Origin of the sequence: Ruegeria sp. HKCCD7251, from assembly GCF_013031165.1 — a bacterium.
In the GTDB taxonomy this organism is placed as follows: Bacteria; Pseudomonadota; Alphaproteobacteria; order Rhodobacterales; family Rhodobacteraceae; genus Ruegeria.
Window position 1 is genome coordinate 1,099,136 of record NZ_WPZC01000001.1, and the last position, 25,359, is coordinate 1,124,494.

The window sequence follows — 25,359 nt, forward strand, 5'->3', positions numbered from 1 at the left end:
CTTAGCCCTTTCTCAATTCAAACCGTTTGGAAATCCGATCCACCGGGGTACCGTCCCTAAGAGGAACACCATAAGAGACCGAGCAATCCTGAAACCCCAATTTTTCGTAATAGCTTAACCCCTGCCGGTTATCGGCCCTTATCGTCGCGTTGATCGCCCGCAGCCCGAGCGCCCCGGCATGTTTCGAAGTCTCGGCAAACAACGCCCGCCCTGCACCCTTCAACAGAGGCTCTCGGCGCGTGAATGTGGCGATGTCGGCGCATCCGTTGGGCAGAGCTTCGTTCAAACCCAACCATTGAAAGCCGGCGACTTCGCCCTGTTCATCAAGCGCGACATGGCAACAGATCTTGTCCGGCCCATCAAAGTAGCTTTGCGTGAATAAGGCCTCGGAATACGGGATTTCATGTGCGGTCATGCCGCCGATGTCTATGATTTGGTTGAGGACATGGCAGGCAACTGCCACGTCCTCTCGCATCATCGGACGGACCGCGATCACGGGGTCAGAGGCTCAGCTTGTCGCGCATAAAGGCCAGCGCAACGCTGAGGCCGTCGGGCGCGATACCGTGGCCAGTGCCTTTCATGACATGGGCAAAAACCTCTTTGAAATCGGCGGCCTGCAACGCCTCGGCCGCCTCGGGCAAGGATTGCGGTGGAACCACGTCATCCGCATCTCCATGTACCAGAAGGATCGGCATCCGGCTGACGGTTTCATCGGGTAGTAGGTCTGGCTCCAGCAAACGGCCCGAGAAGGCTACGATCCCGGCCACCGGGTCTTCGCGGCGGGGGGCGACATACAAGCTCATCATCGTGCCTTGCGAAAACCCAAACAGAACCACCTGTTCGGGCAGAACGTCCTCGTCCACCATCAGCGCATCGAGAAACGCGTTGAAATCCTCAACCGCCATCGCCATTCCGCGCCGTGCTTCTTCCTCGGACGATCCGTCAATCCACGGGATCGGGAACCACTGGTAACCATTCGGCATTCCCGGGATTTGTTCCGGTGCATCAGGCGCCACGAAAAGCGTGTCGGGCAGGTGTTCGCCCAGTACATCCGCGATCCCCAGCAGGTCTGCGCCATTGGCCCCATAACCATGCACAAATACCACGACCGAGCGCGTGTCGCCCGAAACCGGCTCTTTTCGGAGCGCATTTAATACTCGAGTCATCTGATCCCTTCTCGTTCCTTTGCCACCCGGTAATAGGCCCACAGCACCCGCGCCGCAACCGACCGCCAAGGCGACCACGCCTCGGCCATTTGTCTCAGTTCTTTGTCGGTTGGACGCTTGGGCAGGTCATAGAGAATACGCGCGGCCTCTTGCAGGGCCAGATCACCGGGCGCGATCACATCCGCTCGGCCCAGCGAAAACATCGCGTAGATCTCGGCGGTCCAGACGCCAATGCCCGAAACCTCGGTAAGGATCGCGACAACTTCGTCGTTTGGGGCATCCCGCAACGCTTTGTAATCTATACGTGCCTCCGCCAGCGCGCGGGCATAGCGTATTTTCTGTCGGCTCAATCCGACGGCGCGCAGATCGTCATCCGTGGCCCACATTATCTTGCGCGGGCCGGTTAGTTTCGCATCCTGCAAGCGTTTCCAGATCGCATTGGCCGAGGCCACGCTGACCTGCTGACTGACAATCGCGCTAAGCAGTTGAGCGAATCCGTCCGGTCGCCGACGCAGAGGCAACGGCCCCACCTGATTCAACGCGTAAGCCATACGCGGGCAAGCGCTGGCCAGCCACACGGCACCCTCGCTGACACAGTCATTGGTTTCGATGATACGTCCGACGGACATGTGCGCTCCGGGGGCTGAATAATCACGAGCACGTTAGGCTGCTTTGCCGTATATGCAACCCGCTTGTATGCCACGCTTTTCACGGATACGCATAGGCACATGACAATGACCGCCTCTTCCCCAAATGATAGTGTGGCCAAGCGCAACGTCGCTGTGCTGGTCGCGGTGCAAGCCGTGCTTGGCGCGCAACTGCCGATTATCTTTATCGTCGCTGGATTGGCGGGGCAGTCTCTGGCAACCAACGCTTGCCTGGCAACACTTCCGATTTCGTTGATCGTGCTGGGGTCAATGCTGGCGGCTACGCCGATCTCCGCGATCATGCAACGCTGGGGCCGGCGCGCGGGTTTTCTTTTGGGGGCAACGGCCGGTGCCCTAGGCGGGCTTGTCGGCGCGTATGGGCTGTACCTTGGGTCTTTCCCAGTGTTTCTTTTTGGAAGCCTTCTGACCGGCATCTACATGAGCGCGCACGGCTTCTATCGCTTTGCCGCTGCAGACACGGCCTCGGATGAGTTTCGCCCCAAGGCAATTTCTTACGTTATGGCAGGCGGTCTGGTTGCAGCAATCATCGGGCCTCAGATCGTCAAGCTTACCTCGACGGCATATGTCATCCCTTTTCTCGGTACTTATCTGGCTGTGATTGCTTTGAACGTTGTTGGTTCAGGTCTGTTCTTCTTTCTGGACACCCCAACCCCCAACATGGCCGAGAAAGGCACACCAAGGGGCAGAACCCGGCTTGAGATGCTAAAGACGCCGCGCATCGCCGTGGCCGTCATCTGTGCGATGGTGTCCTACGCGCTGATGAACCTTGTCATGACTTCGACCCCGCTGGCTGTCGTAGGCTGCGGATACTCGGCGAATGATGCGGCGGATGTGGTAACCGGTCACGTGTTGGCCATGTATATTCCCAGTTTCTTCACCGGCCAGTTGATCGCACGTTTCGGGGTCGAAAAGATCGTTGCGCTTGGCCTCGCCATTCTGGGCGGTGCGGGTATCGTGGCCTTGCAAGGCGTTGAACTTGAAAACTTCTTTATTGCCCTGATCTTGCTGGGTGTCGGCTGGAATTTCGGCTTTATCGGGGCAACCACGATGCTGGCCGCCTCACACGACGTAAATGAACGCGGTCGGATGCAGGGCCTGAACGACCTGTTGGTGTTCGGCGGTGTGACGTTAGCCTCTTTGTCCTCGGGCGGGTTGATGAACTGTTCGGGCGGGTCCCCGGTTGAGGGGTGGACTGCCGTCAACCTTGCCATGATCCCGCTGTTGACTTTGGCTGGGGGCGCGTTGCTGTGGCTGGTCCTGCGCCCGACTGAACCGGAAACGGCCTGACCGTTACCAGCGCCCCCGGGCGACGTTCCACATCAGTGACAGCCTACGCCGGATTTCACCTTGCGCCAGCGCACTAGCGGCGACGCGATCTGGTTGCGCAATCGCCTGCCGCAACACCCATTCTGCCTGCCAACCGGCGTACAGGGCCGGACGCGCTTCGTTTGAGACAGCAGATCGCTGAGCGCGGGCGGCGTGAAGTCGATCCAGTGCCGACTTTGCCAATTGCTGCACCCCGTCCGGTGTTCCATCCAACAGGGGAACACGCCCGCGCGCCTCAAGCTCGGGGATCGCCCGCAACCAGTTCGCGACACCCACTGCATAACCGAAATTGCGCAGAACCTGTTCGTCCGCCTCGCCCAACGCCTGCGCGGACGCGACAATCAAAGTTCCGGCGCTATGGTTGAAATAAGACTCAAAATGCGCCTGATCCTCAAACGGATCACGGTAGATATCCCAACGCCTTACGGCCACATATTCATCCAACTGAGCCGCCAAATGCGGCGACAGAATACGGGACAAAGGCGTCACGACCTCATGCCTGCGTACCGCCTGCCCCTCGGCAATCTCCTGCAAAGCGTCACGCCACCATTGAAGGCGCATTTCGGCAATCATGGGTTCCTGCGTGACCCATGGTGCGCGGGCGACTTCGACATTCAACGCATAGATCGGAAACAGAACCGCCCGTGCTGTGACAGGGGCAGCCATTGCCGCCATAAACCGATCCGGGTCGGCGCGATGCACCAGTGCGGCACAGGCCTTTACGTCATCGTCGAAGGCAGCGCTCACTCGGCCACCGCCGTCTGCGGTCCACAATCGCGAACCAGTTTCCACTGAATCGCATCCAAAAGTGCCTCGAACGAGGCATCGACTATGTTCGCGCTGACGCCCACAGTGGACCAACGCCGCCCCTGCCCGTCTTCGCTGTCGATGATGACGCGGGTGACAGCCTCGGTCCCGCCTTGCGTAATGCGCACCTTAAAGTCCACCAACCGCATATCCGCCAGCACCTGCGAATATTGCCCCAGATCCTTCGCCAGCGCTTTGGCCAGCGCGTTCACCGGGCCGCGATCGCTGCCATCCTCGTCCAAAGACTCGCTAACCGACAGCTTCTTTTCGCCGTCGACCTTCACCACGACCACGGCCTCGGACAGGCTGACCATCCTGTTGTACTTGTTCTTGCGCCGCTCGACCGTGACCTTGTATCGCTTGACCTCAAAGAACGCTGGCAATTGCCCCAGTTCGACCCGCGCCAGCAATTCGAAGCTCGCCTGAGCAGTGTCGTAGGAATAGCCCTCAGCCTCGCGCTGCTTGATCCGATCAAGGATACGCCCCAATGCCGGGTCGCCTTTATCCACTGACAACCCCGCCTCGGTCAGGCGTTTTCGCAGGTTCGATTGCCCCGCCTGATTGGACATCGGAATGATCCGCGCATTACCAACCGCACCCGGATCCACATGCTCATAGGTCGATGGATCCTTGAGGATCGCGCTGGCGTGCAGCCCCGCCTTATGCGCAAAAGCCGAAGCCCCCACATAGGCCGACTGCTTGCTGGGCACCCGGTTCAGAATATCATCCAGCATCCGGCTGATCCGCGTCAGACCGGCCAGCGCTTGCGCACTGACGCCGACTTCAAACTGCGAGGCATAGGGTTCTTTCAGCAACAAGGTCGGGATCAAGGCGGTCAGGTTCGCATTGCCGCACCGCTCTCCCAGCCCGTTCAGCGTGCCTTGCACCTGGCGTGCGCCTGCGTCCACGGCGGCCAGCGAACAGGCTACCGCGTTTTCCGTATCGTTGTGGGTGTGGATGCCCAACCGGTCGCCCGGCAGCCCTGCGGCGATCACCTCGGCCACAATGCGTGAAACCTCGGCAGGCAGCGCGCCGCCGTTCGTGTCACAAAGCACGACCCAACGGGCGCCTGCCTCCAACGCGGCCCGGCAGACATGAACCGCATAGCCGGGATTGTCCTTATAGCCATCAAAGAAATGCTCAGCATCGAACAACGCCTCGCGCCCCTGTGCCACAATATGCGCGACCGAGGCTCTGACATTCTCGACATTCTCCTCCAGCGTGGTCCCAAGCGCGTGAGTCACGTGGTAGTCATGCGACTTGCCCACCAGACAGACGGCTTGCGTGCCCGCATTCATCACAGCGGCCAGCACATCGTCATTCTCGGCCGACCGGCCCGATCGTTTGGTCATCCCAAACGCCGTCAACCGGGCCGAGGTCTGTGGCGCAACCTCAAAAAACGCGCTGTCGGTGGGGTTCGCACCGGGCCAGCCGCCTTCGATATAGTCCACACCCAACTCGTCCAGAGCCTTGGCGATCTGCACCTTTTCAGAGGTCGAGAACTGCACCCCCTGCGTCTGCTGCCCGTCGCGCAGTGTGGTGTCGTAGAGATAAAGCCGTTCCTTCGACATCACACACCCTCCAACTTGGTCGCATCGAAACCCGCGCCGGGTACAAGATCCACACCGTCCTTGCTCATCCGCACTTCGAGCCCTGCCGCGACATAGGCCGCCTTGAGCCGGTCCACTTCCGAGAAGTCCTTGCTTTGCATCGCTTCGACTCGCGCATCGGCCAGACGTGCTGCATGGCCCGAAAGATCTGCCGAGCCCGTATCGGCCCAATCACCCATCTCAGGCTCCAACAACCCCAGAACCCGTGCACTGGCCAACAGCCCGGCGGCATCACCATCCGATGCCAAACGGTGCAGTTCCGTAAGAGCCCCCGCCGTGTTCAGATCATCACTCAGCGCCGCGATCACCGAGGGGGCCGCGCTGGCGGCGGGCTCGATGCCCGCTGTCAGCGCCCGCCATTTGCGCAGCGTCGCTTCGGCCTCGCGCGCTTTCTTCTCGGTCCAGTCCATCGGCTTGCGGTAATGCGTTTGTAAGAACACAAACCGGATCACTTCACCCGGCACACCCTGATCCAAAAGATCGTGGACGGTAAAGAAATTGCCCAGCGATTTGGACATCTTCTTACCCTCGACCTGCAACATCTCATTATGTAGCCAGACCCGAGCGAACTCGCCCTCGGGGTGCGCGCAGCAGCTTTGTGCGATCTCGTTCTCATGATGCGGGAACATCAAGTCATTGCCACCGCCATGAATGTCGAAACATTCACCCAACAGTTCATAGCTCATAGCCGAGCACTCAATATGCCATCCCGGACGCCCGCGCCCCCATGGGCTGTCCCAACCCGGCAGTTCATCGCTTGACGGTTTCCACAGCACGAAATCCATCGGATTCTTCTTGTAGGGCGCAACCTCGACCCGCGCCCCAGCGATCATGTCATCGACCGAGCGGCCCGACAGCGCGCCGTAACGCTCTTTCCAGCTATCCACAGCGAACAGAACATGCCCCTCGGCGACATAAGCGTGGCCTTTGTCAATCAACCCTTCGATCATCGCGATCATCTGCGGGATATACTCGGTCGCGCGCGGCATCTCGTTCGGTTCAAGCGCGCCCAAAGCGCCCATATCGTGCAGATACCAGCCAATCGTTTCGTCCGAACGTTCTTGTACCAATTGCTCCAACGTGCCTGGCGAACCTGCTTTTTGCCGCGCCAAGGCCGTGGCGTTGATCTTGTCATCCACGTCAGTGAAATTGCGCACATAGGTCACGTGATCCGCGCCATAGACATGGCGCAGCAACCGATACAGCACATCAAACACCACCACTGGCCGCGCATTGCCCAGATGGGCACGGTCATAGACCGTGGGACCACAGACATACATCCGCACATTGTCGGCGCTGATCGGCACGAAATCCTCTTTCGTCCGCGTCCTTGTGTTGTGCAGTTTGATCGTCTTCATCGGTCGGCTCCTCAGAACAGCATGGGCTGTGTCGCGTTGGCGCGGGCATAGCAACTTGTCTCAGGGATGAAAACGAAAGAAACCGGCCCGCTTGAATAATCAGCAGGAAATGCAGCAAATAATGATGCAGGTCATCCGGTTCATGACACCCTGATTATCACGCAGCATCCCTCTCGCCAAGTCCCCACGATCCGGCGGGTATTCGATTGACAATTGAAACGCCCTCTGGCCCTTTCAGCCCAAAAGACCACCACAGGAGCGTGCCATGAAACTGTCGCAGCGTATCACTCATCTAACCCCGGGCGGCAACGACGGCTGGGATGTGTTCTATCGTGCGCGCCGGATGATCAGTGAGGGCCACGCAATTACTGAGCTGACTATTGGCGAACATGACATTCGCACCAACCATTCAATCCTGCAGGCAATGGACCTGTCTGCCCGGCAAGGTCACACCGGATACGCGATGGTCCCTGGCACAGATTTGTTGCGTGATACGGTCGCGGCCCGCGTTCAGGCCCGCACAGGCGTACCCACTTCGCGCCGCAACGTCCTGATCACGCCAGGGGGCCAAGCCGCACTGTTTGCCGCCCATGTTGCGGTCTGCAATCCGGGTGACGTCGGGTTGTTTCTCGATCCATACTACGCCACGTATCCCGGTACGATCCGTGGCGCAGGCGCAATTGCCCGCCCGGTGCAAACCACCGCGGACGATGCCTTTCAACCCCGCGCCGAGCGGATCGACGAAGCGGCCAAAGGTGCGGTCTCATTGCTGATCAATACGCCCAATAACCCGACCGGCGTGACATATTCCCGGCAGACACTTGAGGAAATCGCCAAGGTTTGCCGCAGGCGTGACTTGTGGCTGATCTCGGACGAGGTCTACGACACTCAGGTTTGGGAGGGCAACCATATCTCTCCGCGAAGCTTGCCTGACATGGTCGAACGGACGTTGATTGTGGGGTCGATGTCAAAATCTCATGCGATGACAGGCTCCCGTTGTGGCTGGATTGTTGGTCCCGAGGACGTCATCTCACATCTGATCAATCTTGCAACCCATACGACCTATGGCGTTCCCGGTTTCATACAGGATGCAGCCAGTTTCGCGTTGACGGCTGGCGTGGCAATGGAAGAGGAAATCGCCGCGCCATTTCGCAGGCGACGCGCCAAGGCGGTTGAAATTCTTGCGGCGCAAAACACGGTTGGTCTGGTTCCGGCGCAAGGTGCCATGTACCTGATGCTGGATATCCGAGCCACCGGTCAAAGCGGCGAAGGTTTTGCCAATGCCTTGCTGGATACGCACGCGATCGCGGTCATGCCGGGTGAAAGTTTCGGTGACGCTGCTGCGGGGCACATTCGCGTGGCTATGACAATTGACGATGACCGCTTTGCTTCGGCGCTTCAGACAATTTGTAACTTTGCAAGTGAACTGGCCGACCGCCGCGCAGCCGAGTAGCGGTGTTCAGAACCGAAACGTCGTCCGCAGGTTGAACACGTTGGAATCAAGGCCGCCTTCGGAGCGGGTGACATCGTCGAAATTCTGGCGCAGCGCCTCGCCACTGATGACAAAGTTCTCACCGATCGGATAAGCGACGCCAATGCCGTAGACAGCGGCGGTGTCATTATCGACCGTCGAATCCACGCGCGCGGCTCCGACCACGACATACCCCAGCGCGGATCCAAAATCGTATCCACCCCGCAATTTCAGACGTGTCATGCTGTCCAGGCTACCCTCACCCTGCCCTAGATTCAGAGACAAGCGGTTATATTCCAGCTCACCCCCAAGCACGAAGTTCCCGAAGTCATGATCGTACCCGACATGAGGACCAAAAGTCAGGTCACTGCCGCTTGAACCATTGGGCCCATCTGCGTCGGCATACCCAAAGCTGAACCCGGCATAGGCCCCGCTCCAATCCTCGGCTGCTGCCGGGGCAGCGCACGTTATGATCAGAGTGGCGATAAGGGCCGAACGGGGTATCACAACTTTCACCAAAAACCTTTCAATAAGGAATTCGAGAATTTAGTTCACTTTCGCATAAAACTGGGTCGCAATCGTTAACAATCAATTGAGATCACGAACCGCTCTTAAATAAGTGACAGAAGTATAACAGATTTCCCGCGTTTCGGTAGAAATTATTGAACTCTTTCGCATCTTTGATCCGCACCCAAGCATCCATTTCGTTTTTGAACCCCAAAGTCGCAAACAGGACAGAATGTCGCGACCTGTATTGAAAGACTGATAGCATAAGGTGAGGACCTGCATGCAAAGCGACGTTTGGAAGATCCGTCTGATCAGCCGCACAATAGGCGCGGATCGAGGACGCGCGGCCCGAGGGCGCCCGACGGGGGTGTAACCACATTCACCCCCCTCACGTGCCACCTAGCGGAATCTCAACATGAACGATCAATCCCGTAATAATTCGCGCAGCGGCGGACGCGCCGCGCGCCGTGCCGCCCGTGCCTCTGCCCTTCCGGATCATTTGCGTCCCATACGTCCGGGGCTTGAGGGCGGAACCTACAAGCCGTTGACCCAAACTCAGGTTGAACAAATCCACGACGCAGCGCTGACCGCGCTTGAAACGATTGGTTTGGCAGACGCCCCGCAAAGCGGGATCGACTATCTGGTCGGTGCCGGATGCACATTGGGCGATGATGGCCGCATACGGTTTCCCCGGGCGTTGGTTGAAGACACGATCGCCAATGCCAACCGATCAGTTACCCTGTGCAGTCGTGACGGGAATACCGATCTGGAACTCTCGGGCACTCGCGTTCACTACGGCACAGCCGGGGCTGCTGTCAGCATGGTGGACGTGCACGGGCGCGAATATCGCGACTCGACCGTGCAGGACCTGCACGACGCAGCCCGGATTTGTCAGCAACTTGATAATATCCATTTTGTTCAACGCCCTATGGTGTGTCGTGACATTTTCGACAATCAGGAAATGGACCTGAACACAATCTACGCAAGCTGTTCGGGAACTTTCAAACATATCGGCACGTCTTTCACTGAACCAAGCCATGTCGCCCCGGCCATGGAAATGCTCCACATGATTGCGGGTGGTGAGGACAAGTGGCGCGAACGTCCGTTCGTCTCAAACTCGAATTGCTTTGTCGTGCCGCCGATGAAGTTCGCCACCGAAAGCTGCGAAGTGATGGAAGAATGCATCAAAGCAGGCATGCCCGTTCTTCTTCTTTCCGCAGGGATGGCCGGAGCGACCGCACCTTCAACCATCGCCGGTGCCATCACGCAAGCCACGGCGGAATGTCTTGCAGGATTGGTTTACGTAAATGCCGTAAGTCCTGGGGCACCAGCCGTTTTTGGCACTTGGCCATTTGGTTTGGACCTGCGCACCGGGGCCATGTCCATCGGCTCGGGTGAACAGGCCCTTTTGACCGCAGGCTGCGCCCAGATGCACCAGTTCTACGACCTGCCCGGCGGGGCTGCAGCCGGGGCATCGGATTCGAAATTGCCCGACATGCAAGCAGGATGGGAGCAAATGTGCTCGAATGTCATGGCGGGGCTGTCTGGGGTTAATATGGTTTACGAAGCAGCCGGAATGCACGCTTCGCTGCTAGGATTTTGCTTTGAAAGCCTGATCTTGGGGGACGATCTTATCGGACAGGCCCAGCGTTGCATTCGCGGAATTGAAGTGAACGAAGAAACGCTGGCCTTGGATCAGATCGCCGAGGTTTGCATGGGCGGACCCGGGCACTATCTGGGTACCGACGCAACACTCAGCCGTATGCAGGCGGACTATGTCTATCCTACCTTCGGTGACCGGACATCACCAAAAGAATGGGCCGAACTAGGCAAGCCGGACCTGATCGAAAAGGCGACCGCGCGGAAAGAGGAAATCCTGTCCAGCCCGTCACCTGCACAGTTTGATCCCCTGCTGGATGCCCAGATCCGCGCCCGGTTCAACATTCACCTTCCGACGTAATCCAAGAAAAAAGGGGGCCGAAGCCCCCTTTAAGTTTCGCCATCCAGGCTCATATCGTTGACCGCCCGGTGTTTTTTTGCCTGCGGCCTGGACTGCGCATGGGACGAGCGCACCCGTCCCGTGAAAGAGTGGGAAAGAGCAATATTCCGCCCCACCCTGTTCCCGGTCGACACGGGCATGTCGACCGAGTGGAGCAAGGCAGCTTGGGTAAGTCTCAGTGCCTTGCTCCGTATTCGTCGGGACCGGATATCCGGGGGGAAGATCGCGGTCCCTACACCCCGTTGCCGGGGCGCTTGCCTTAGCTACACCCGCTTGTTGCCCCGCAAGTGTTGCATTTCATGCAGGTGCCGTTCCGCACCAGCGTATAATTTCCGCACTCGCCACAAGGATCGCCCTCATAGCCTTGCATCTTGGCTTTGGTCCGGGCGTCCATTCCGGTTGCGACGGCGGTTTCCGCGACAGGGGTCTCAAACGCCGCAGCAGCTTCGGCCATACCGGACAAATCCGCCTGGGGATTGAACACCGCCAGATCCTGCGGCAACCGCTTGCGCAGATACCCGGTCGAACTGATTTGTTTCAGCACTTCCAGCGACTTGGATGCCGCAGTATCAGTGACTTCGGAGACATTCGAGACACCTTCTTCCTCACCGCGGCCCAGATCGTCGAAAGTTGCACCTTCGGGCTTTACGTGGGCCAGATCGGTGCGATCCAGATAGCTGACGGCCAGTTCGCGGAAGATGTAATCTAAGATCGACGTCGCGTTCTTGATCGAGTCGTTGCCCTGCACCATCCCCGCCGGTTCGAACTTGGTAAAGGTGAAGGCATCCACAAACTCTTCCAGCGGCACACCGTATTGCAGGCCAACCGAGACCGCGATGGCAAAGTTGTTCATCATCGCCCGGAATCCAGCACCTTCCTTGTGCATGTCGATGAAGATTTCACCCAATTGCCCGTCTTCGAACTCACCGGTGCGCAGGTAAACTTTATGGCCCCCTACGATCGCCTTCTGAGTGTACCCCTTGCGGCGATGCGGCAGTTTTTCACGATGGCTACGGATGACTTCCTTGACGACCACCTTTTCAATGACCTTTTCGGCCAGCACCGTCGCCTTTTCCTGCAACGATCCGCTTTCAAGAACCTCGGCCGCTTCGTCGTCATCCTCAACCAGCGCCGCGGCCAAGGGTTGCGACAGTTTCGATCCGTCACGATAGAGCGCGTTCGCTTTCACACCCAGTGACCACGACAGTTCATACGCCTTCTGGCAATCTTCGATGGTCGCGTCATTCGGCATGTTGATCGTTTTTGAGATCGCGCCCGAGATAAAGCTTTGGGCCGCGGCCATCATGGTGATGTGGCTATCAACCCCAAGGAAACGCTTGCCTTTCTTGCCGCATGGGTTGGCACAATCGAAGATCGCATAATGCTCTTCTTTAAGGTGCGGTGCACCTTCCAGTGTCATGGTCCCGCAGACATGGTCGTTGGCTGCGTCGATATCGGCCTTGGTGAACCCAAGGTGACGCAGCAGGTCAAAGGTTGGGTCATTCAGCTTAGTCGCTGGGATTCCCAGAACACCCGTGCAGAAATCTTCGCCCAGCGTCCACTGGTTGAAGACGAACCGGATGTCAAAGGCGCTTTCCAGCGCAGCGTCCACTTTCGCCAGCTCGTTCGGACCAAAGCCGTGACCAGTCAGCGACGTATGGTTGATCCCCGGCGCGTTGCCGATGGTGCCATGGCCTACCGCATGACCCACGATCTCTTCGATCTGCGCCGAGGAATAGCCCAGCTTTTCAAGCGCCGACGGCACTGAGCGGTTGATGATCTTGAAGTAACCGCCACCCGCCAGCTTTTTGAATTTGACCAGCGCAAAGTCCGGCTCAATCCCCGTGGTGTCGCAATCCATCACCAGCCCGATGGTACCGGTCGGCGCTATCACGGTGGCCTGCGCGTTGCGATAGCCGTTCTTTTCGCCCAAGCTTAAGGCATCATCCCAAGCGGACATTGCCAGATCGACCAAACGCTTATCGGGGCAGTTGCCGTGATCCAGAGGCACCGGCTTCACGGCCAGCTTTTCAAAACCCGTCGTGACGCCTTGCGACGCGCGGCGGTGGTTACGAATTACACGCAACATGTGGTCCGCGTTCCGCTCGTACCCCTTGAACGGCCCCAGTTCACCCGCAATCTCGGCCGAGGTCGCATAGGCCACGCCGGTCATGATCGCGGTCAGTGCACCACAGATCGCCCGACCCTCATCCGAGTCATAGCTGTAGCCCATGTTCATCAGCAGACCGCCGATATTGGCATAGCCCAGACCCAAGGTACGGAAGTCATAAGAAAGCTGCGCGATTTCCTTCGACGGGAACTGCGCCATCGTCACCGAGATTTCCAGCGTCAGGGTCCACAGGCGCGCCGCATGCATGTAGTCGGCCGCCTGAAACTCACTATCCTTGAGGAAGGTCAGCAGGTTCATCGACGCCAGGTTACAGGCCGTATCATCCAGGAACATATACTCGGAACACGGGTTCGAGCCGCGAATCTCACCATCCTCGGGGCATGTGTGCCACTCATTGACGGTGTCATGGAACTGAATACCCGGATCGGCACAGGCCCATGCAGCGTGGCCGACCTTTTCCCACAGATCGCGCGCCTTGACGGTCTTGGCGACTTGGCCATCGGTCCGATTGATCAGCTCCCAATCGGCGTCTTTCTCGACCGCAGTCAGGAACGCGTTGGTCACGCGGATCGAGTTGTTCGAGTTCTGACCCGAAACCGAGCTGTAGGCTTCGGAATCCCAATCCGTATCATAGGTGGGGAATTCGATGCTGTCGTGGCCCTGCCGCGCATAATCCAGCACGCGCTTGATGTAAGTCTCGGGGATCGCGACCTTTTTTGCCTCGCGAACCGCTTTCTTCAGGCTGTCATTCTTGTTGGGATCATATGCATCTTCCTGCGCGCCGTCCCATGAGCGGATGGCCTCGAAAATGCCGTTCAGCATCTTCTCGTGCATCTTCGATCCGGCAACGATCGAGGCCACCTTCTGCTCTTCGATCACCTTCCATTCGATGAATTGCTCGATGTCCGGGTGATCTGCATCGACGATTACCATCTTTGCTGCTCGACGGGTTGTCCCGCCTGATTTGATCGCGCCAGCGGCGCGGTCGCCGATCTTGAGAAAGCCCATAAGGCCCGAGGACTTGCCGCCACCCGACAGCGCTTCGCCCTCTGCACGCAGATGGCTGAAGTTGGTCCCGGTGCCCGAGCCATACTTGAACAGGCGCGCCTCGCGCACCCACAAATCCATGATGCCGCCTTCGTTCACCAGATCATCATCGACGGACTGGATGAAACACGCGTGCGGCTGCGGATGCTCGTAAGCAGACTTCGATTTTGTCAGCTTTCCGGTTTTATAGTCGACATAGTGGTGACCTTGCGCAGGACCGTCGATGCCGTAAGCCCAATGCAAACCGGTGTTGAACCATTGCGGGCTGTTCGGCGCGGCGCGCTGAGTGGCCAGCATATAGCGCATCTCGTCGAAATAGGCGCGCGCGTCTTCCTCGGTCGAGAAATAGCCGCCCTTCCAGCCCCAATACGCCCATGCACCTGCCAAGCGGTCAAAGACCTGCTTGGACGACGTCTCACCGTCGAATTCAGCGCCATCGGCAGGCACCGAGCGCCACAGGAATTCGGGAACGTCTTTCTCTTTAACCTTTTTCAGCTTGGACGGAACACCGGCTTTGCGAAAGTACTTCTGCGCAATGACATCGCTTGCGACCTGGCTCCAGCTGGCAGGAACTTCAATGTTATCCAGGCGAAATACTATCGTCCCGTCTGGGTTCCGAATCTCGGACGTTGCAGACACAAAGTCCAGGTCCGCATATGCATCCTGCCCCGATGTAGTGAATTTTCTGTCAATCTTCATGTCCGCCGCCCTAGATTCAATCAACTTATTCTTTGGTTTCAGGTCCGAAACTGTAGACCTTCGACCGCGCCAGAAATTTGGGCGCAAAAGACCGTTCGCTGCCTATGACAGCGCAACCCGTCCAAACGGTTGCACGTTAGTATAGCTGTGCTTTCCGACCCTCGCCCTGTACCATCTCTGGATTTACTACCAGATTTAGTGGCACCACCTTCGGCCCATACAAGTTGACGCATTCAGCCATAGATCGTCAACGTCATTTTTCGGTCATTTTTGGAATCTTTACTGTTGACCGGTTCGCATTCGAACACTGTCGAACTTTCGTGGCCGATTCCTCCACAGCTTCATCCACCACTCTTGGCCGATGAACTCATGTTCGGGAGAACCAATTAACTGTGTTGCCTCGTATGGTTATCGGCATTTGATAAACCCGCGCTATGATTGCCGTGTCAAAAAAGAATCGGTGCAAGGACGGTCATGAAGAAAAATTCGGTCGAAAATTTTTGCAGGCCAAAAATTGGGCAAGCAGTCTGATGAGATGGCTTGGATTGGTTCCTCTGATTGGCCTGATCGTGGCCTGTGCACCACAAGATGTGCCCCTTCCATCGCTCAGCGCGCAATTCGAAAACTATCCAGAGCGCTTGTTTAAAACCTTTGAAATTGGATGCGACGGACCCGGCGAACAGTTTCAACGGCTTGGGAATCGGGTTTTTGAATGCTCCGAGTTGCTGCCCCCGGATACGACGGCTTACCTGATTCTCAACTACGACGGTTACCCGCAGGATCTTCCCACCAGTGTCATGCGGCTGACATCGACCAAGAACTCAACCGGGTACCGAGTGGATGCTGATTTGTATTTTGACGTACCGCGACGAACAGGGCCTGCCGTTCAGGTCCCTGTTGAAAGCGAAACACTGGATAAGGCGCTGACAGCGCTTTATCAGGCTATGGGTGGATCACCAGCGATTTAAGAAGAAGTGGTCGGGGCGGCAGGATTCGAACCTACGACCCCCTGTACCCAAAACAGGTGCGCTACCAGACTGCGCCACGCCCCGGACCGTGCGCCTTCCTAACGATGCCTTTCTGATTTGAAAAGCCCTAACAGGGCCAAATTGCGGGACCTTGTGCAAAAATTTCGTGCTGCACCTCGGTTCCCGGCGTAATCGAATACCGCGCAGACAGCCCGGCATTGATTTCCAGCACCGCAAACACGGAATCACCGCCTTCAATCGGCGTCAAATCGCCAGGAACAGCGCCCTGATGAATGTGTGTGATTACACCTGCCCGGTCGATGAAAATGATATCGAGGGGAATCAGTGTGTTCTTCATCCAGAACACAACAGGTTGTGGAGGATCGAAAACAAAAAGCATGCCCGACCGTGTCGGCAGGGATTCTCGGAACATCAACCCGCGGGATCGCTCTTGCGGCGTGATGGCGAGTTCGACATCAAAACCCGCCTGCATCTTGTCATTCTTCAGGTTAACGCGATCTGCACGGCACGCGGCCAGCGCATCTTCGGTCCATAGCAGAGAGATAAAAGCAAGAACCGTGAGAAACCTGAGCATTGTCCGACTTATTCGTCCAAAGCCGCTTCCCAGGCCAGCACCTGAGCCGCCATACGCCCGCGCTTGCCGTCGATAACGCGCATCGCCAACGCCTCTCCGGGCTGAAGATCAGCCAATCCGGATCGACGTAGAACCTCGATGTGAAGGAATACATCTTCGTCGCGCCCAAAGACATTCGCAAAGCCAAAGCCTTTGCCCTTATCGAACCACTTCACGCGCGCAGCTTCCAACGGAGCTTGCGCGATCACCACTGGATCGAGCTCGGCAAAATCGGCAAGCATCATCGAGTCGGTACGCACCGGCGGGTCGACGCTGACCACTTCAACCGCCTGAACACCACGATCGGTGCGATGCGTCATAATCTCGATTCCCGCGCCGTCAGCTACCGAGCTTTGGCCGAAATTGCGCAAAACATTTACATGCAACAGAATATCAGGACCGCCCTCATCAGACACAACGAATCCGTACCCCTTGGCGGGATCGAACCATTTTACGTGTCCACGGACGCGGTACATGCTGTTCAGGTCTTCTGGCACAGTGTTTCCATCGCGAGTTTTAGCACTTCGTTAAGAGTTCGATGTGTATGGGAATGGCCCGCAATTTCAAGCCGAAAAAATCCTTTATTCTCCGAGTCTTGCATTTCACGATACGCGAACGTCATGGATTTAGCCTTTGAATTTGCCAGGGCGAGCCCGAATGATCGCGTTGCCATCGAAACCGATCGTGCAGTCGAAACGCTCCGTCCGCCCAAAACTCGATCTCGACCGGCTCCAGCCTGTAACCACCCCAGAACGGAGGGCGCGGCGGATTCGGCCCCAGTTTCGCCGTTACTTTGGCAACCTCAGCCATCAAAGCCGCGCGACTACTCAGAGGCTGCGACTGCTTCGATGCCCAGGCCCCCAAACGGCTTTTTAAAGAACGGGACGCATAGTATTCGTCTGCCTGCGGCCCACTCTCGCGTGTTATTGTACCACGAACTCGGATTTGACGCCGCAAAGATTTCCAATGCATCACAAATGCGGCTTTGCCAGCACTGTCGAGCTCAGCAGCTTTGGCGCTTTCATAGTTTGTATAGAAAACAAAAGCGTTCTGTTCGATCTCTTTCAACAGAACCATGCGCACGTTCGGCAAACCAGAATCATCCACGGTTGCCAAGGCAATCGCGTTCGGATCGTTCGGTTCACTATCCCTGGCCTCGTCCAACCACCGCGCCGCGATAACAAACGGATCGGTGCCGGCGAAAATGCCGTCTCGTTCGTTCATTTCCATCCCCTGGAAACTCTTGCCTTCCACCCTAGGGCGAGAACCCGCCTCGGGCAAGAGCGCGCGGCCTTGATGCCGCGCATCCAATGGCATAAACCATCTCAACATGACGCGAAGACAGGCGGAGAACCGAACATGTCAAATCAGTTGATGGCCGGAAAGCGCGGCCTCATCATGGGACTGGCCAATGATAAATCAATCGCTTGGGGAATTGCCCGTGCATTGTCAGAAGCTGGAGCAGAGCTGGCTTTTTCCTACCAAGGGGACGCGCTGAAGAAACGCGTCGACCCTTTGGCGGCGCAACTCGGCAGCGAAATCGTGCTGCCCTGTGACGTCAGCGATGAAGAGTCAATCGACGGGCTTTTCACGGCGCTGTCGGAAAAGTGGGGCAAGCTGGACTTTGTCGTTCACGCCATTGGGTTCTCGGACAAGAACGAACTGCGCGGTCGTTATGTCGATACATCGCGCGCAAACTTCAAACTGACGATGGATGTTTCGGTCTACTCCTTCACTGCCGTCATGCAGCGCGCCGAAAAGATGATGTCTGAAGGCGGCAGCGCCGTCACCCTCACATATTATGGTGCCGAACAGGTTATGCCGCATTACAATGTCATGGGCGTTGCAAAGGCTGCGCTGGAAGCTTCTGTAAAGTACCTGGCCGAAGATCTTGGCAAGGACGGCATCCGGATCAACGCGATCTCGGCCGGCCCCATCAAGACACTGGCCGCCAGCGGCATCGGCGATTTCCGCTATATCATGAAGTGGAACGAGTATAACTCGCCCCTGCGCCGCAATGTGACAATCGACGATGTGGGCAAGTCGGCCCTTTACCTGTTGTCAGATCTCAGCAGCGGCGTGACCGGCGAAAACCTGCACGTGGATTCGGGATACCATATCGTCGGCATGAAGGCTGTCGACGCGCCAGACGTTGAGAAGGGTTAACAGCATGAGCGCCAAGGACCGTCTGCCCCACGAAAAAGGTTTTCACATCAGCTGGGATCAGATCCATCGCGATTCCCGTGCTTTGGCGTGGCGTCTGGATGGGCAAGGCCCCGACGACGGCGCATGGCGCGCTGTGGTTGCCATCACGCGTGGTGGCATGGCCCCTGCGATGATTGTCAGCCGTGAACTCGACATTCGAACCGTCGATACCATCAGCGTGCGGTCCTATCACCATCAGGAACAAGGCGAGGCCGAAGTGCTCAAGGCTCCGGACGCGGATTTGATGGGCGACGGAACCGGCGTTCTGATCATCGACGATCTTGTCGACAGTGGAAAAACGCTGGAGCTGGTACGCGCGATGTATCCCAACGCCCATTTTGCGACCGTCTATGCCAAACCCAAGGGTCGGCCAATGGTGGACACCTTCATCACCGAAGTCAGCCAGGACACCTGGATTTTCTTCCCGTGGGACATGGCCCTGCAATATGTCGAACCCTATCGAGGAACCGACTGACGCCAACAGCAATAACACTCAGTTTTTCAACGGTCAGAGAATACAAATGCCCCGGACACGCACTGCCTCAACCTTCGCGCCACCGGTGATGGAGGCGAGGCGTTGGCTAGACGGCGTGGAATTCCCGGAAGATCGCCCGCTTATCAACGTCAGTCAGGCAGCCCCGGTTGATCCACCGCCACTGGCTCTGCGACAGGCAATGGCAGAGTTCGCGATTTCCGAAGATGCGGCCCACCTTTATGGGCCGGTGCTGGGCAATAGGAACCTGCGAGATGAACTGGCAGGCCAGATCAGCGCACATTACGATGCAAAGGTTCACCCGGATCAGGTCGCAATAACCTCGGGGTGCAATCAGGCATTCTCAGCGGTGATATCAGCGATCACGGATCAAGACGATGAGGTTATCCTGCCAACCCCTTGGTACTTCAACCACAAAATGTGGCTGGATATGGCTGGCGTGCGTGCGGTTGACCTACCGACCGGCGACGACCTTCTGCCCGACCCTGATGCGGCCCGAGCGCTGCTGACCGATAAAACCCGGGCAATTGCGTTGGTTACTCCCAACAATCCGGGCGGCGTTGAATACCCTGCCGATCTGGTGTTGGCCTTCTACCAGCTATGTCGTGACGCTGGTATCCGGTTTATCGTGGACGAAACCTATCGTGACTTTGACAGCCGCAGCGGGCCGCCGCACGATTTGTTTCAGCAGCCGGGGTGGGAAAAAACTCTGGTGCATCTCTATTCGTTCTCGAAAGCCTACCGGCTGACTGGCCACCGTGTTGGTGCAATCGCAACCGATGTCGCGCTTTTGGCTGAGATTGAAAAGTTTCTGGACACCGTTGCGATCTGCCCCGGTCAGATCGGCCAGTTCGCAGCACTTTGGGGAATGAAGAACCTTCCAGAATGGCTTGCGGGTGAAAGACAAGAAATTCTGGACCGGCGCGCTGCCATTCAGGAACTGCTGCCTGTGTTAACGGACAAGGGATGGCGTCTGCTTGGGCTTGGGGCCTATTTCGCGTATTTTGAGCATCCGTTCGATACTCCGTCTGACGAGCTGGCCCGTCGTCTGGTGCCAGAGGCCGGTGTGCTTTTACTGCCAGGCACCATGTTCACGCCCACGGGCGACCCAGCAGGAAAACGCCAGGTACGCATCGCATTCGCCAATCTGGATCGCACCGGGTTGGGACAATTGTTCGATCGGCTACGTACCCTTTCCTTCTGAGCTTGCCCCCCGGCGGTGCGCGTCGTATTCAGGGCCGCAACCGACGGGGCAGTAACCTGCCACAAAGCACAAAGAGGGCAAAATGGCCGCAGGCATGAAAAACCTTTCGAAGACCTTTGTCTGGATATTGATGGGCCTTCTGATGCTGGGTCTTGCAGGGTTCGGAGCAACCAGCCTGACCGGAACAGTTCGGACAGTGGCGCAGGTGGGCGACGAGGATATCTCGGTCAACGAATATGTGCGTGAGCTTCAGCGAGAAATCCGTGCCGTCGAAAATCAGACCGGTCAACCGCTGCAAATGTCCCAAGCGATTGAGATCGGATTGGATCAGCTTGCCCTATCTCGCCTGACCGCGTTGGCCGCGATTGATAACGAAGTTGGCTTGCTTGGCATTTCGATCGGCGACGAGAACCTGCAAAAGGAAATTCTGGCGATCCCCGCCTTTCAGGGTGTCAACGGCACATTCGACCGCGAGGCCTATCAGTTCCAGCTAGAACAGGTCGGCATGACCGACACAGAGTTCGAGACCGACCTTCGCAAGGAATCGGCCCGTACCATCGTACAGGGCGCAATCATGGGTGGTATTGAGATGCCGCAGGCCCTGACCGATGTCCTGACGGATTTCATCGGCGCACGGCGCAGCTTTACCGTTGCTACGCTGACACCTGATGCCCTGACCACGCCGGTTGCCGACCCGACGGACGCGCAGGTGCAGGCGTACTATGATGAAAATTCCGACCAATTCACCCTGCCCCGCACCAAGCAGCTAACCTATGCAATCCTGTCACCTGACATGCTGTTGGACAGTGTCGAGGTTGACGAGGATTCGGTTCGCCGCCTGTATGACCAGCGCTCGGCTGAGTTTTTGCAACCCGAACGCCGCTTGGTCGAACGCCTTCCCTTCCCGTCCGAGGAAGAAGCAAAAGACGCAATGGCGCAGCTTGAGGTCGGCGGCACGTCTTTCGAGCAACTTGTTCGCGACCGCGAGCTTGAACTTAGCGACGTCGACCTTGGCGACGTGACCCGTGAGGATCTGGAAGGTGCCGCCGACGCTGTTTTCGCGGCAGAACTGGATACCGTCGTCGGACCTTTGCCGTCGGTTTTCGGACCTGCCTTGTTCCGGATCAACGGATCGCTTGCTGAAAACAACACCTCGTTTGAAGACGCCGCCCCGATCCTGCATGAAGAACTGGCAGCAGACCGCGCCCGCCGTCAGATCGAGGCACAGTCCGAAGACATCAATGACTTGCTGGCTGGTGGTGCCACATTGGAAGAACTGGTCGCGGAAACCGAGATGGAGTTGGGCCAGATCGACTGGACACGCCAGAGCGAAGACGGTGTTGCCGCCTATGAAGGTTTCCGTGCCGCCGCCGAGGCAGTTCAAGACGGTGACTTCCCCGAGGTTGCTTTTCTGGAAGATGGCTCGATCTTTGCGATGCGCCTGAACGAAGTGCTGCCCCGCCGACCTGAACCTCTGGACACAGCCCGCGAACGCGTGGCCATGGCGTGGACCCTGGCCGAAACCGGCAAAGCCCTTGAAGAACAGGCAAACGTGGTTCTGGAACAACTGAAGGAAGACGGCGACTTTACCGCCACGGACCTGCCGTTCCGGGTGGAAAATGCCCTTACCCGCACGGCCTTCCTTGATGACGTGCCTGCCGACTTCATGACGCAGGTATTTGAGATGGAGCCGGGCGAACTGCGGGTAGTTCCCGGCGCGGGAACCGCCCTGATCGTGCGTCTGGATGAGCTGTTGCCGCCAGATGAGACTGACGAGCTGCGTCAAGCACAAGAGGCATTGGCCGCACAGTTGAATCAAGCTCTGGCACAGAACATTTTCGACGTTTACGTCCGCGATGCACAGGTGCGCGCGCGCCCCGTCGTGGATCAACGTGCCCTGAACGCCGTGCAAGCGAGCTATTAAAGAGACCAAAGATGGCCCTTACCCCAGAATTCGACAGTTTCGCGCGCGCTTACGAGGCGGGTGAAAATCAGGTCGTTTACACGCGTCTTGCCGCTGATCTGGACACTCCGGTATCGCTGATGCTGAAGCTGACCGGCGCGCAAAAAGATGCATTTATGCTGGAATCGGTGACTGGCGGCGAAGTCCGTGGACGGTACTCGATCATCGGTATGAAACCTGACCTGATCTGGCGGTGCCAAGGCGAAACCTCGGCCCTGAACCTCTCGGCCCGGTTCGATCCCGAAGCGTTTACCCCGCAAGCTGGCAACCCAATGGACAACCTGCGGGCGCTGTTGGCGGAAAGTCGGATTGCCTTGCCCGAAGACCTGCCGCAGGCCGCCGCTGGATTGTTCGGGTATCTTGGATATGACATGGTTCGTCTGGTCGAATATCTGCCGGATGTGAACCCAGACCCGCTTGGCCTGCCGGATGCGGTCATGCTGCGCCCTTCGGTCGTTGCTGTGCTCGACGGGGTCAAGGGCGAGGTAACCGTCGTGTCGCCTGCATGGGTCAGCGAAGGACAATCTGCAAAAGCGGCCTACGCTCAGGCGGCAGAACGCGTTATGGACGCGGTGCGCGATCTTGAACGCGCAATGCCTGCCGAAACACGCGATTTGGGGGATGCGTCCGAGGTCGCCGCGCCGGTATCCAACTTTACCAAATCCGGCTATATGGAGGCCGTTGAGAAGGCCAAGGAATATATCCGCGCAGGCGATATCTTTCAGGTCGTTCCCGCGCAACGCTGGACGCAGGATTTCCCGCTGCCTCCCTTTGCGCTTTACCGGTCCCTGCGGCGCACAAACCCGTCGCCCTTCATGTTCTACTTCAACTTCGGTGGTTTTCAGGTTGTTGGTGCCAGCCCCGAGATTCTGGTCAGGGTATTCGGGGATGAGGTTACAATCCGCCCGATCGCCGGAACCCGTCCGCGTGGCGCGACCCCCGAAGAAGATAAGGCCAACGAAGTGGATCTGCTGGCCGACAAGAAAGAGCTTGCTGAACACCTGATGCTTCTGGATCTGGGTCGCAACGATACCGGTCGGGTCGCAAAGATCGGCACTGTGCGCCCGACAGAAGAGTTCATCATCGAACGGTACAGCCACGTCATGCACATCGTATCGAACGTTGTCGGTGAACTGGCCGACGACAAAGACGCATTGGACGCGTTTTTTGCCGGAATGCCGGCTGGCACGGTCTCGGGCGCGCCCAAAGTGCGGGCGATGGAAATCATCGACGAGCTAGAGCCTGAAAAGCGCGGAATTTACGGCGGCGGCGTGGGGTATTTCAGCGCAGGCGGTGACATGGATATGTGTATCGCGCTGAGAACGGCGATCGTAAAGGACCACAAACTCTATATTCAGGCAGGCGGCGGTGTTGTCTACGACAGCGACCCCGAGGCTGAATTCATGGAGACCGTCCACAAGTCGAACGCGATCAGGCGCGCAGCCGCAGATGCCGCGCGATTTACGGGCAGCGGGAACAGTTAAGCCAGAGGCCAATCGCGGATTGGCCTCGCAACAGTGTTATTGAACTTCTTGCATCATGACTGCTGAAATTGGCGCCATGGCGACCCGACCACCGCGATCTTCCAGCCCCCACAACAGCAGGGCAGAGATCGTGTCAGGCCGCAACCTGCCAAGCATAACGACGGTTCCTTCCTGACCAGCGCGAAACGCCGCTTGATCCAGAAAACGCCGCATGATTTTCGGGTCCTGACGGGCGCCATCTATGTCACGAAAGATCACGCCCGACGGGATACCATTTCTCGCAGCCAGTTTCTGCACTGTGTTCAGACCATTATCCTGCGTAATCAACCCACGCCCTGTGCCACCTGCAATCGCAGCGACCTGATCTGCGAGTTTTCTGTTGCCCTGAATTCCTGTCTCAACACCTTCGAGAATACCAACGGTTTCGGGCAGCATATCCAGCCATACAGACAAAGAGACCTCGGCATCCTGTGCGCTCGCCGCCTTGGGCAAATCTGCCATGGCCAATACCTCGAACCCTGCTGCACGGTGCTTAGCCATCTTTTCGGCAGCGTCCGGATCAGCGGGGCTGATGGCAAAACTGATTGGGTACGGGAAATCCTGCAACGCTTCGGCACCAAACGCACCTTCGTCGTCAATCAGAATGATGGACATCAAGGGTTTCGCTTCGGGATTTTCAAACTCAGCCGAATACGCTTCGATAGGTTTTCCCGTGGCAACAACGGTTCCGTCAGCCGATTCAACAATCGGTGCGTCATCACGCTCGGTCAAGGGCACAATCCGCTTGCCGACCGAATTCGAGCTTGCATCAGTCTGCTCTCCTCCGATCTGGGGAACAGACGCAATTCGCGGCAGTTCGGCCGGCGCGACCTCTTCCTCACCTTCAACTGCGATCGGGTTGTCCTGCGGAAGGGTTTCGTCCTGATCCAGCGTTTCGGCATCTGCGACTTCGTCGCTCTGATCCTGAGGAATTTCTTCCACTTCGGCCTCTTCCACTACAGGCGCAGGAGGTTCAGGGGACTGTTCAGCCACCTCCGGACCCGTTTCTTCCAACGGCGTATCTGGCAACGGTACAGGTGCTTGCGGCGCGATCGGCGCTTCGGTCGACACGGTCACATCCTGTGCTTCGGTCGGCTGTGTCGCCTGTTCCACCTGAGTCGCCGTATCGTTGACCTGAGGCTGCGTGTCTGTGGCGGTTTCCGCCTCATCCAAACCTGCTAATGTATCGGCCTGTTCCTCGGCCGGTTCAGCGTCTTGCGGTGGAATTTTGACAAGCCCGGCATCGGAGACGCTTTCTTCCACTTCCGAGTCGCTTGAAACTGATTCCACCGGCGCCGGTTCCGGAGCGTCCTCGGCGACAATGGGTTTTCTGGTCAAAGGTGTATTCAGGGACAAAACTGCACCAAGCAGTAACACAACGACCGCGCCTGCGATCATTCCACCCATAAATCCGCCCATAACAATTGCCTCTCGTCTAATTCCTGCTTCGACCGCCAGTGTGCCATCTTGCGCAGCACTCACCTGCCGGTTCGTCAAGAATGGGATGTCCTCTTGACGCTGCCCCGCAAGCCTGAGCATGTATGTGCAAACATTATATCGCGGCTCGGGGCTGCATCACC

21 protein-coding genes and 1 tRNA gene are annotated in these 25,359 nt (G+C 57.7%); 9 read left to right on the forward strand and 13 right to left on the reverse strand.

The window, feature by feature from the left end; genetic code table 11:
• Position 1 precedes the first annotated feature (1 nt).
• From GOX75_RS05400 to GOX75_RS05410, 3 genes are read right to left on the reverse strand one after another with little or no spacing between them, the layout of a single operon-like run.
• Positions 2–496: an N-acetyltransferase family protein gene (locus tag GOX75_RS05400; protein ID WP_371808328.1), complete on the reverse strand. Its 495-nt coding sequence runs from the start codon at positions 494–496 to the stop codon at positions 2–4.
• A gap of 4 nt (positions 497–500) precedes the next feature.
• Complete coding sequence (locus GOX75_RS05405) at positions 501–1,166, reverse strand: alpha/beta hydrolase (protein ID WP_171121529.1); 666 nt, start codon at positions 1,164–1,166, stop codon at positions 501–503.
• The gene (locus tag GOX75_RS05410) at positions 1,163–1,795 is read right to left on the reverse strand and encodes a DNA-3-methyladenine glycosylase (RefSeq protein WP_171121530.1); all 633 of its coding nucleotides are present in this window, start codon (positions 1,793–1,795) and stop codon (positions 1,163–1,165) included. The genes GOX75_RS05405 and GOX75_RS05410 overlap by 4 nt, the downstream gene beginning before the upstream one ends.
• A gap of 99 nt (positions 1,796–1,894) precedes the next feature.
• Here GOX75_RS05410 and GOX75_RS05415 point away from each other — a divergent pair, with 99 nt between their 5' ends.
• Positions 1,895–3,121, forward strand: coding sequence for an MFS transporter (locus tag GOX75_RS05415; RefSeq protein WP_171121531.1), 1,227 nt, complete (start codon positions 1,895–1,897; stop codon positions 3,119–3,121).
• A gap of 3 nt (positions 3,122–3,124) precedes the next feature.
• On the opposite strand, the gene GOX75_RS05420 is transcribed toward GOX75_RS05415, so the two are convergent.
• The 3 genes from GOX75_RS05420 to cysS are packed head-to-tail and all read right to left on the reverse strand — an operon-like array spanning position 3,125 to position 6,935.
• Entirely contained in the window at positions 3,125–3,907 is a 783-nt protein-coding gene (locus GOX75_RS05420) for a squalene/phytoene synthase family protein (RefSeq protein ID WP_171121532.1), read from the reverse strand.
• Complete coding sequence (gene cimA / locus GOX75_RS05425; RefSeq protein WP_171121533.1) at positions 3,904–5,538, reverse strand: citramalate synthase; 1,635 nt, start codon at positions 5,536–5,538, stop codon at positions 3,904–3,906. The genes GOX75_RS05420 and cimA overlap by 4 nt, the downstream gene beginning before the upstream one ends.
• The gene (gene cysS, locus GOX75_RS05430) at positions 5,538–6,935 is read right to left on the reverse strand and encodes a cysteine--tRNA ligase (RefSeq protein WP_171121534.1); all 1,398 of its coding nucleotides are present in this window, start codon (positions 6,933–6,935) and stop codon (positions 5,538–5,540) included. Before cysS ends, cimA begins: the two co-directional genes overlap by 1 nt.
• Positions 6,936–7,200: 265 nt before the next feature.
• On the opposite strand from cysS, the gene GOX75_RS05435 reads away from it, so the two are divergent.
• Positions 7,201–8,388 carry a pyridoxal phosphate-dependent aminotransferase gene (locus GOX75_RS05435; RefSeq protein WP_171121535.1) on the forward strand — a complete coding sequence of 396 codons (1,188 nt, stop codon included), beginning with the start codon at positions 7,201–7,203 and terminating at the stop codon, positions 8,386–8,388.
• A 6-nt stretch (positions 8,389–8,394) separates the two neighbouring features.
• On the opposite strand, the gene GOX75_RS05440 is transcribed toward GOX75_RS05435, so the two are convergent.
• The gene (locus tag GOX75_RS05440; RefSeq protein ID WP_371808160.1) at positions 8,395–8,913 is read right to left on the reverse strand and encodes an outer membrane protein; all 519 of its coding nucleotides are present in this window, start codon (positions 8,911–8,913) and stop codon (positions 8,395–8,397) included.
• Positions 8,914–9,328: 415 nt separating this feature from the next.
• Between GOX75_RS05440 and GOX75_RS05445 the strand changes: the two genes are divergently transcribed.
• Positions 9,329–10,873 carry a trimethylamine methyltransferase family protein gene (locus GOX75_RS05445; protein WP_171121537.1) on the forward strand — a complete coding sequence of 515 codons (1,545 nt, stop codon included), beginning with the start codon at positions 9,329–9,331 and terminating at the stop codon, positions 10,871–10,873.
• Between the two features lie 298 nt (positions 10,874–11,171).
• Here the strand turns inward: GOX75_RS05445 and GOX75_RS05450 are convergent, their stop codons facing one another.
• Positions 11,172–14,789, reverse strand: a complete 3,618-nt coding sequence (locus tag GOX75_RS05450) for a vitamin B12-dependent ribonucleotide reductase (protein ID WP_171121538.1) — start codon at positions 14,787–14,789, stop codon at positions 11,172–11,174.
• Positions 14,790–15,319: 530 nt separating this feature from the next.
• On the opposite strand from GOX75_RS05450, the gene GOX75_RS05455 reads away from it, so the two are divergent.
• A complete protein-coding gene (locus tag GOX75_RS05455; RefSeq protein ID WP_171121539.1) occupies positions 15,320–15,757 on the forward strand; it encodes a hypothetical protein in 438 nt (145 codons plus the stop codon).
• 7 nt (positions 15,758–15,764) lie between these two features.
• On the opposite strand, the gene GOX75_RS05460 is transcribed toward GOX75_RS05455, so the two are convergent.
• The 4 genes from GOX75_RS05460 to pdxH form a co-directional block, all read right to left on the reverse strand.
• Positions 15,765–15,841: transfer RNA gene (locus tag GOX75_RS05460), tRNA-Pro, on the reverse strand.
• A gap of 43 nt (positions 15,842–15,884) precedes the next feature.
• On the reverse strand, positions 15,885–16,352 hold the full coding sequence (locus tag GOX75_RS05465) for a DUF192 domain-containing protein (RefSeq protein WP_171121540.1): 468 nt from the start codon (positions 16,350–16,352) through the stop codon (positions 15,885–15,887).
• 8 nt (positions 16,353–16,360) lie between these two features.
• Complete coding sequence (locus GOX75_RS05470) at positions 16,361–16,888, reverse strand: cold shock domain-containing protein (protein WP_171121541.1); 528 nt, start codon at positions 16,886–16,888, stop codon at positions 16,361–16,363.
• 121 nt (positions 16,889–17,009) lie between these two features.
• Positions 17,010–17,615 (reverse strand): pyridoxamine 5'-phosphate oxidase, encoded by a 606-nt coding sequence (pdxH, locus tag GOX75_RS05475; RefSeq protein WP_171121542.1) that lies wholly within the window; start codon positions 17,613–17,615, stop codon positions 17,010–17,012.
• 135 nt (positions 17,616–17,750) lie between these two features.
• Here pdxH and fabI point away from each other — a divergent pair, with 135 nt between their 5' ends.
• The 5 genes from fabI to trpE all read left to right on the forward strand — a co-directional run bounded on the left by fabI (position 17,751) and on the right by trpE (position 23,740).
• Positions 17,751–18,557, forward strand: a complete 807-nt coding sequence (fabI, locus tag GOX75_RS05480) for an enoyl-ACP reductase FabI (RefSeq protein WP_171121543.1) — start codon at positions 17,751–17,753, stop codon at positions 18,555–18,557.
• 4 nt (positions 18,558–18,561) lie between these two features.
• Positions 18,562–19,071: a xanthine phosphoribosyltransferase gene (gpt, locus tag GOX75_RS05485; protein WP_170413262.1), complete on the forward strand. Its 510-nt coding sequence runs from the start codon at positions 18,562–18,564 to the stop codon at positions 19,069–19,071.
• A 46-nt stretch (positions 19,072–19,117) separates the two neighbouring features.
• On the forward strand, positions 19,118–20,293 hold the full coding sequence (locus GOX75_RS05490) for an aminotransferase (protein ID WP_171121544.1): 1,176 nt from the start codon (positions 19,118–19,120) through the stop codon (positions 20,291–20,293).
• An 82-nt stretch (positions 20,294–20,375) separates the two neighbouring features.
• Positions 20,376–22,217, forward strand: a complete 1,842-nt coding sequence (locus GOX75_RS05495) for a peptidyl-prolyl cis-trans isomerase (RefSeq protein WP_171121545.1) — start codon at positions 20,376–20,378, stop codon at positions 22,215–22,217.
• A gap of 11 nt (positions 22,218–22,228) precedes the next feature.
• Positions 22,229–23,740 carry an anthranilate synthase component I gene (gene trpE / locus GOX75_RS05500; protein WP_171121546.1) on the forward strand — a complete coding sequence of 504 codons (1,512 nt, stop codon included), beginning with the start codon at positions 22,229–22,231 and terminating at the stop codon, positions 23,738–23,740.
• A gap of 36 nt (positions 23,741–23,776) precedes the next feature.
• On the opposite strand, the gene GOX75_RS05505 is transcribed toward trpE, so the two are convergent.
• Positions 23,777–25,261, reverse strand: coding sequence for a divergent polysaccharide deacetylase family protein (locus GOX75_RS05505; RefSeq protein ID WP_371808161.1), 1,485 nt, complete (start codon positions 25,259–25,261; stop codon positions 23,777–23,779).
• Positions 25,262–25,359: the final 98 nt, after the last annotated feature.